The following is a 6368-nucleotide window of genomic DNA, read 5'->3' as shown; positions in this document are numbered from 1 at the left end:
CTATTCACCCGTTTCGACCAGGAGCCCCAATGTCCCCCGGACAAAAGCGTCCGCTGGTTGCGCTGATCAGTGCCAACCCGGCAGCGATGACGCCTGCGAACAGCGCTTTCGCCAAGGCGTTCCCAGAGGCCCGGCTCTGGAATATTCTCGATGACCGCTTGCAGGACGACGCGGACGCCCGCGGCGTTACTGGTTCCCTTGCCGAACGTATGCATCGTCTCATTGACCATGCCGTCACAGAGCGAGCAGACGCTGTCCTGCTCACTTGCCCCGTCTATGCGGCAGCGCTCAGGTCCTACGCCACCAAATGCCCTGTACCACTGCTTGATCCGGACGAAATGGCGTTGATCGATGTCCTCCGCGCGGCTCCCAACAACGTCGTGGTGCTCGCCAGCGCACCTCAACCGCTGTCCGTAGCGGTCAACCGGTTCATCAATGAGTGCGCCGAGCGGGCGGCGCCGTTGGAAATTCGAGGGGCCGTCGCGGCGAACGCAAGAGTTGCCGCCCTTGCGGGGAACAGCTCGGAACTGGTCGCCGCGCTTTTGGCGGCCGTCAAGGCCCAACCTACGGCGCCGGATGCGATCCTGCTGGCCCAGTACTCCCTGGCACCTGCCGCCAGGGCACTTGAAACGTCCACCGGCATACCGGTCTTTTCCGGCCCGCTGAGCTCAGCCGCGGCACTTCGCCGCACCACCCTAGGAGGTCCTCGATGATCGGGGTAATTGCCGATGATTTCACCGGCGGCACCGATGTTGCCGTCGCATTTCGCCGGGCGGGGCTTCGCGTCCTGATCCATTTCGGGAGCGGGCGCGCCGTGCAGGACTCCGGCGGTGTGGACGTCGTCGTCATTGCACTCAAGACCCGCACAGTCCCGGTAGATCAGGCAGTCGATGAATCTGTCCGGGCAGGTCGAGAGCTCCTCGCTGCGGGGGCGCGGCAACTCTTCTTTAAGTTCTGCTCAACATTTGATTCAACTCCTTCGGGCAATATCGGTCCGGTCTGTGACGCCCTCGCAGAGCTGGTCGGCAGCTCCCTCGCGGTTGTGGTCCCTAGCTCACCGGAGCACGGACGTACCCAGTACAACGGGCACTTGTTCGTCAATAACCAGCTCCTGTCGGATTCGCCGATGCGCCATCATCCCCTGACCCCCATGACGGACTCCCGTGTACCCGAACTCCTGCGCGCCCAAACGGCACGAAGCGTCTCCCTCGTGACTTTGCAGGATGTGCATGCAGGCCCAGAGCCGCTTGCCGAAAATTTGGCCAGGCTGAGGGCCTCGGGCACGGCATACGCGGTCGTTGACGCCGTAGAGGACGATGATCTGGCCGTCATTGGTCGAACAATTCTGGACCATCCCCTCGTCTCAGGCGCAGCCGGGCTGGCGGCTGGACTCGCCACCGCAGTTGCGGGACGCGCTGCATCCGCTAATGTTTCAGCGCCCACGATGGATGGGCCGCAATACGAGGACCGCGCCATCGCGCTGGCCGGGTCCTGCTCGGCCCGGACGCTGCAGCAAATCGCCGCGATGAAGGCAGTCGGCCATCCTTCGTACCAGCTCGATGCGGTCGCCGTGCCTGATTCGCAGTTACTAGCAGAGGCCGCCCTGTCCTGGTATGACTCGCAGCAGGCAGGCCTGCCCCCGCTCATCTACTCATCTCTGCCTCCGGAGAAACTTCGGCAGTCCCAGAGCCTGTTAGGTGTCGCAGAGTCTGCGCAGATCCTCGAGACAGCCATGGGACTCATCGCCCAGGGGCTTGTTCGCAGGGGTGTGCGGCGTGTAGTCGTTGCCGGCGGCGAAACGTCAGGGTCGGTCGTCACCGCGCTGGAAGTCAGGGGCGGCCTGATCGGGCCCGAGGCAGCCCCCGGAGTCCCGTGGATTTATGCGACAGGCGACTACTCGATTGCCTTGTTGCTCAAGTCGGGGAACTTCGGCGACGTCGACTTCCTGATCCGGGCCGTTAGCGCGACAACGTCGCTGACCTCGATAACCTAATTCACGTCTGCCTGTGACCGCCTGCGGTTGCCACGAGTGAAGGAGCATAGGTGTTCAGTCTCTGGGTCACCTTGGAAGTGAAACCGGAAGGACGCGAGGAGTTCCTGGATGCCATCACTGAGAACGCCCGGCTATCGGTCCAGGACGAAGCGGGGTGCCACCGCTTCGACGTCGTCGAACTCGGCGAGGGGTCTAACCGGTTCGCCCTCTATGAGGTATACCGGGACCGCGCGGCTTTCGAACAGGAGCACCTGAGCACGCGGCACTTCCTTGCCTACAGGCAGATCGCGGGCCGCGTCGTCGTGCCGGGTAGCCAGTCCGACGTCGGCGGGCCCCTGGTGGCCTCCTTCGACGAACGACCGGACTGAGTTAGCTCCTCCAAGAAGTGGTTGACTGGTTAGATCGATGACACCTCAGACAGGGCCCCGATTCCGGAACCCTCCTCTCCGGTTCCTTCAGTCGGCGTACGCTGATGAGCGGCGCACTGGCTGGCGTGGCGCTGGCCGCGCCACATCCGCCCACGCGGCAGGTGGCTGCGAGGTTCCGTTTTCCGCCGGAACATGCCATGCCGCGTACCGGTCCCGGGCCAGGCCACGGAGTGCCATATGCACATCTTTGACCCGGACAGCTTTCCTTACCCGCTGCTGACAGCCACTCCGCCCACCCAAGGCAGCTGTTACGGACCACAGGCCGCTGCAGCGCCGGATCGGCACCAAGCGCGCAGTGGTCGTCACACCCTCGAACTACAGCACGGATAACCGCTGCACCCTGGATGCCATCAGTCAGCTCGGTCTGCGTAATGCCCGCGGCGTTGCAGTTATCGACAACACGTTCTCGGACGCCGCGCTGCGGGACCTGGACGAGGGCGGCATCCGCGGCATCCGGTTCAAACCTGACCCGTCCCGGCGGTGCAGGTGCCGAGCTGATCCGGCCACTGGCCGAACGCATCGCGGCCTGGGCTGGTATGTCCAGATCCACATGATGGCAGAGGGGATCCTGGAAAATCTGATCGGGATACGTGGCCTGCCCACCGATCTCGTAATGGACCACATTGGCCGCATACCTGGCTCCGCCGGTACCAAATATCCGGCCACCTGCAGCGCCATCCCCGCCCTCGTGGAGACTGGAAGCACCTGGGCCAAACTCTCCGGGTCTACCACGAATTCCCCGTGGGCCCCCCTCCCACAGCCACCGTTCAGCGGTCGGTGCAGCCTTTGCCCAGGCCGCCCCCGGAGCGGACGCTCTGGGGCAGGGACTCGCCGCCTCCCGGGGAGAAGTGCCCATTCCCGACGGCGCAGCACTGCTCGATCTCTCTGCAGCCTGGGTTCCAAACCAGCGAGACCGGGAACGCATCTTGGTGGGCAATCCGGGAACTCTCTATAGATTCAGAGGCTGACAGGGGCTGGCGGCAAGTGCTGCAGCATTGGTCAGCCCAATAGCAGCGCTGTGAGCAGTCCAGTCACTGTTCAGATTCGCGCGGCGGCAGCTGCCTGTTCCGGCGTGAGAGGCCGGGTGTTGTGCCCGTGCAGGAGCAGGTATACCTTTGCCGTTTCTTCCAGTTCCTCCAGGGCATCCATGGCACTGTCGACGTCCCTGCCGGCGACCACAGGGCCGTGGTTGCTTAGCAGCATGGCCAAGTGATTGGTGGCGGTGGCCTCGGCCAGGCCTTCCAGAGCCGGATCTCCCGGCGCGTGATAAGGAAGCAGGGGCAGCGTGCCGACGCGCATGGCGAAATACGCGGTCAGCGGTGGGATGACGTTGCCCGTTGAGCTATGGTCCAGGCAGGATACTGCGGCCGAGTAAGTGGAGTGGGTGTGGACGACGGCGCTGTCCTGGGGCCGGGCGCGGAGAACCGCCGCGTGCAGGAATGCCTCCTTGGAAGGTTTGCTGCCCCCGAGGTGTTCTCCATCAGCGTCAATGAGGGAGAGCTCATCAGGGGTGACGGTCCCAAGGGAGCTTCCTGTGGGAGTAACGAGGATCGAGTCTTGCCAGCGCACGCTGATGTTCCCGGTCCGTCCATGGGTCAGGCCGCGGTTGAAAATTGATCGTGCGGCGTCGACAACGGACTCCCGGATTTTGCGTTCGCTGCTCATACATCTGCTTTCGGTTCGTTTACTAGGGGTGTGGATTTCTGGAGCAACAGGGACCGCAGCGTGGCTGCCGCCAGCTTTGGTCCTGCCAGTACCGGTTTGCCGATTAGGTCGGAAAGAGCATCTGCAACCGGTGAGAGTGAGTACTGGGCCAGCAGGACAGCATCGTATCTGGAAGCTTGTGCTTGGCAGGCCCTGTGGAGCGCGTCTGTCAGCAGGATCTGATCCCCTGCTGTGGCCGCCGCGGCCGCGCCGTCGGCAACAGAGCCTGCCACGAGTACCCTCCGTCCAGCGTTCTCCGCCGCGTGAGTAAATCGTTCCACGGCATCGTCGAGCGGACCTTTCGCGGAAGCAAGAACCAGGATCCGGTCGTATGGTCCTTCCAGAGCGGCCTGGAATGCTGAGGCGTCGGGTGCGTACAACGGGATGGAAATTTGTGCTGCCAGCTTCTCTGCCACTGGGCCATACATCGAGCAGGTCAAAAGGATGCCGTCCGCGCCTTCGGCTTCGGCGTGGCGGATCAGTCGGGTCATCCGCTCGGCCAGCGCATCGGTGACGCCCCCTTGTTCGCTGGCGTCGGCGAGGAGCCGGTCATCGAGGAGGTTCCAAAGCGTGGCTTCGGGAAAAATCTCGTGGAAAGCCCCTGTCGCCGGTGGTATGGCGACAGGGGTGGCACTGATCAGCGAGATCAGCGGGGCATGATGGTGCTCGGTCACGTGGTAATGCTCCTAATGCTGGTGATTGCCAGCCATGGGCCATGGCCGGATGAGCGTGAAAGTTCCGACGGCCGCAGCAACCCAGTGTGTGATCGGCCCCAGGGGAGGATCTCAAAGACATCGAGCCGCTGCCGAAGCCTTGGCACTGCCAGCTGGGCCGGGAGCCGGCGTCATTACTTCAGTGTCCGGCAAGGCTTGCCTCCTCAGCATGAGCGCCGGAGCGCACGGCTTCGAGGAGCAGCCCAGGGCTTCCGAAGTTGCCCGATTTGAGAAGCAGTGCGATCGGGACGGGACCGGTGGTATAGATCCACGGTACGCCGGGGGCGATCTCAGATCCGATGGTGCCACCGCGGACGCTCAGGGCGGCCACCACCGCCCCGGACGTTTCACCCCCAGCGGTGACAAGGCGCCGAACACCGCGGTCAACGAGCCCGCGGGCAATCAAGCCCGTAGCTCCCTCTAGGATCTGGGCCGAGCGTTCGGTGCCCAGAATCTCCTGGGTTCGGCGCAGTTGATCCGGTTCCAGCGTGGAGTAGATGAGCGGACACGCGTCTACCGGCAGCGACGTGAACCAATCAAGCGCCGACGCCGCGAGCTGCCCCGCATCGGGCGTGCTGACGGCATCCAGGAACAAGGACGGTTCGCGGTCCCGCATGTAAGCGACCTGTTCCCGGGTCCGGGCCGAACAACTGCCCGCCAAGGCAACCGACCGGCTGGCACCGATCGGGTCGGCGCCGTGGCTCTGGGGAGTTTTCTTGGCTCCGGCCAGGGCACGGCCGAGTCCGCCAGCCAACCCGGCGGCACCGGTCAGCAGCACGTCGTCCCGGCAAGCGTCTCCAATGGTCTGAAGGTCGGTTGCGGAGATCGCATCGATAACGGCATAGCGGACCCCCGAGGCCGCGAGGTCATCGAGGCGCTCCCGGACTGCCCGGGCTCCAGCACTGACCGTTGCCTGACTAACAAGTTCAATGCGCCGCCCGGTTTGCGCCGACAGCAGGCGGACGACGTTGGAATCCGTCATGGGCGTAAGTGGGTGGTGACTCATTGGCGATTCCGCGAGGGGCTGGTCCCCGACGAAAAGGTTTCCCATGTACAGGGTGCGGCGATGCTCGGGTGAGGCCGGGGCCACCACCGTCAGTGCCGCCCCCTGTAAATCTGCCAGGGCGTCGGCAACCTGGCCGATATTTCCTTCGGGCTTGGAATCGAAGGTGGAACAGTACTTGAAATAGAGCTGACTGGCACCGTGTTCCTTCAGCCAGGAGGCGGCGCGCACGGATTCGGTGACGGCGTCCTCGGCCGGAAGGGTCCTTGTTTTCAACGCAATGACGACGGCGTCATGGTACGGCAGGGCCGTATTCTCATCGGGTTGGCCGAAAAGGATGACGGTGGCCAGACCGGTCCGGCGGAAGGCGACGGCTACGTCGGTTCCACCGGTCACATCGTCGGCGATGACACCTATCACTGTTCTTCCTACCGTTCGGTGAAGCCTGGTCGGAGCAGGTCCTGATCCAGGAAGGGGCATTAGAAGGGCGTGCTTGTATGCCCAGAAGTCTCAAGCTTTTGCGTGCA

At 63.9% G+C, this 6368-nt stretch carries 6 protein-coding genes and 1 pseudogene; 4 read left to right on the top strand and 3 right to left on the bottom strand.

The window, feature by feature from the left end:
• Positions 1-29: 29 nt before the first annotated feature.
• The 4 genes and pseudogenes from AC5RVY_RS19015 to AC5RVY_RS19000 form a co-directional block, all read left to right on the top strand.
• On the top strand, positions 30-713 hold the full coding sequence (locus tag AC5RVY_RS19015; protein ID WP_493956250.1) for a hypothetical protein: 684 nt from the start codon (positions 30-32) through the stop codon (positions 711-713).
• The gene (otnK, locus tag AC5RVY_RS19010; protein ID WP_493956249.1) at positions 710-1993 is read left to right on the top strand and encodes a 3-oxo-tetronate kinase; all 1284 of its coding nucleotides are present in this window, start codon (positions 710-712) and stop codon (positions 1991-1993) included. Before AC5RVY_RS19015 ends, otnK (AC5RVY_RS19010) begins: the two co-directional genes overlap by 4 nt.
• Positions 1994-2043: 50 nt before the next feature.
• Positions 2044-2361, top strand: a complete 318-nt coding sequence (locus AC5RVY_RS19005; protein WP_493956248.1) for a putative quinol monooxygenase — start codon at positions 2044-2046, stop codon at positions 2359-2361.
• 295 nt (positions 2362-2656) lie between these two features.
• Positions 2657-3376, top strand: a pseudogene (locus AC5RVY_RS19000) (amidohydrolase family protein); the annotation flags it as partial.
• An 83-nt stretch (positions 3377-3459) separates the two neighbouring features.
• Here AC5RVY_RS19000 and otnC read toward each other — a convergent pair.
• The 3 genes from otnC to otnK (AC5RVY_RS18985) all read right to left on the bottom strand — a co-directional run bounded on the left by otnC (position 3460) and on the right by otnK (AC5RVY_RS18985) (position 6261).
• Positions 3460-4086, bottom strand: coding sequence for a 3-oxo-tetronate 4-phosphate decarboxylase (gene otnC / locus AC5RVY_RS18995; protein WP_493956247.1), 627 nt, complete (start codon positions 4084-4086; stop codon positions 3460-3462).
• Positions 4083-4799: an aspartate/glutamate racemase family protein gene (locus tag AC5RVY_RS18990; protein ID WP_493956246.1), complete on the bottom strand. Its 717-nt coding sequence runs from the start codon at positions 4797-4799 to the stop codon at positions 4083-4085. Before AC5RVY_RS18990 ends, otnC begins: the two co-directional genes overlap by 4 nt.
• 178 nt (positions 4800-4977) lie before the next feature.
• Positions 4978-6261, bottom strand: coding sequence for a 3-oxo-tetronate kinase (gene otnK, locus AC5RVY_RS18985; protein ID WP_493956245.1), 1284 nt, complete (start codon positions 6259-6261; stop codon positions 4978-4980).
• Positions 6262-6368 lie beyond the last annotated feature (107 nt).

The organism is Arthrobacter sp. Ha26, assembly GCF_059091705.1.
The sequence above is the reverse complement of the archived record's forward strand: the minus strand, read 5'-3'. Positions and strand labels throughout refer to the sequence as shown.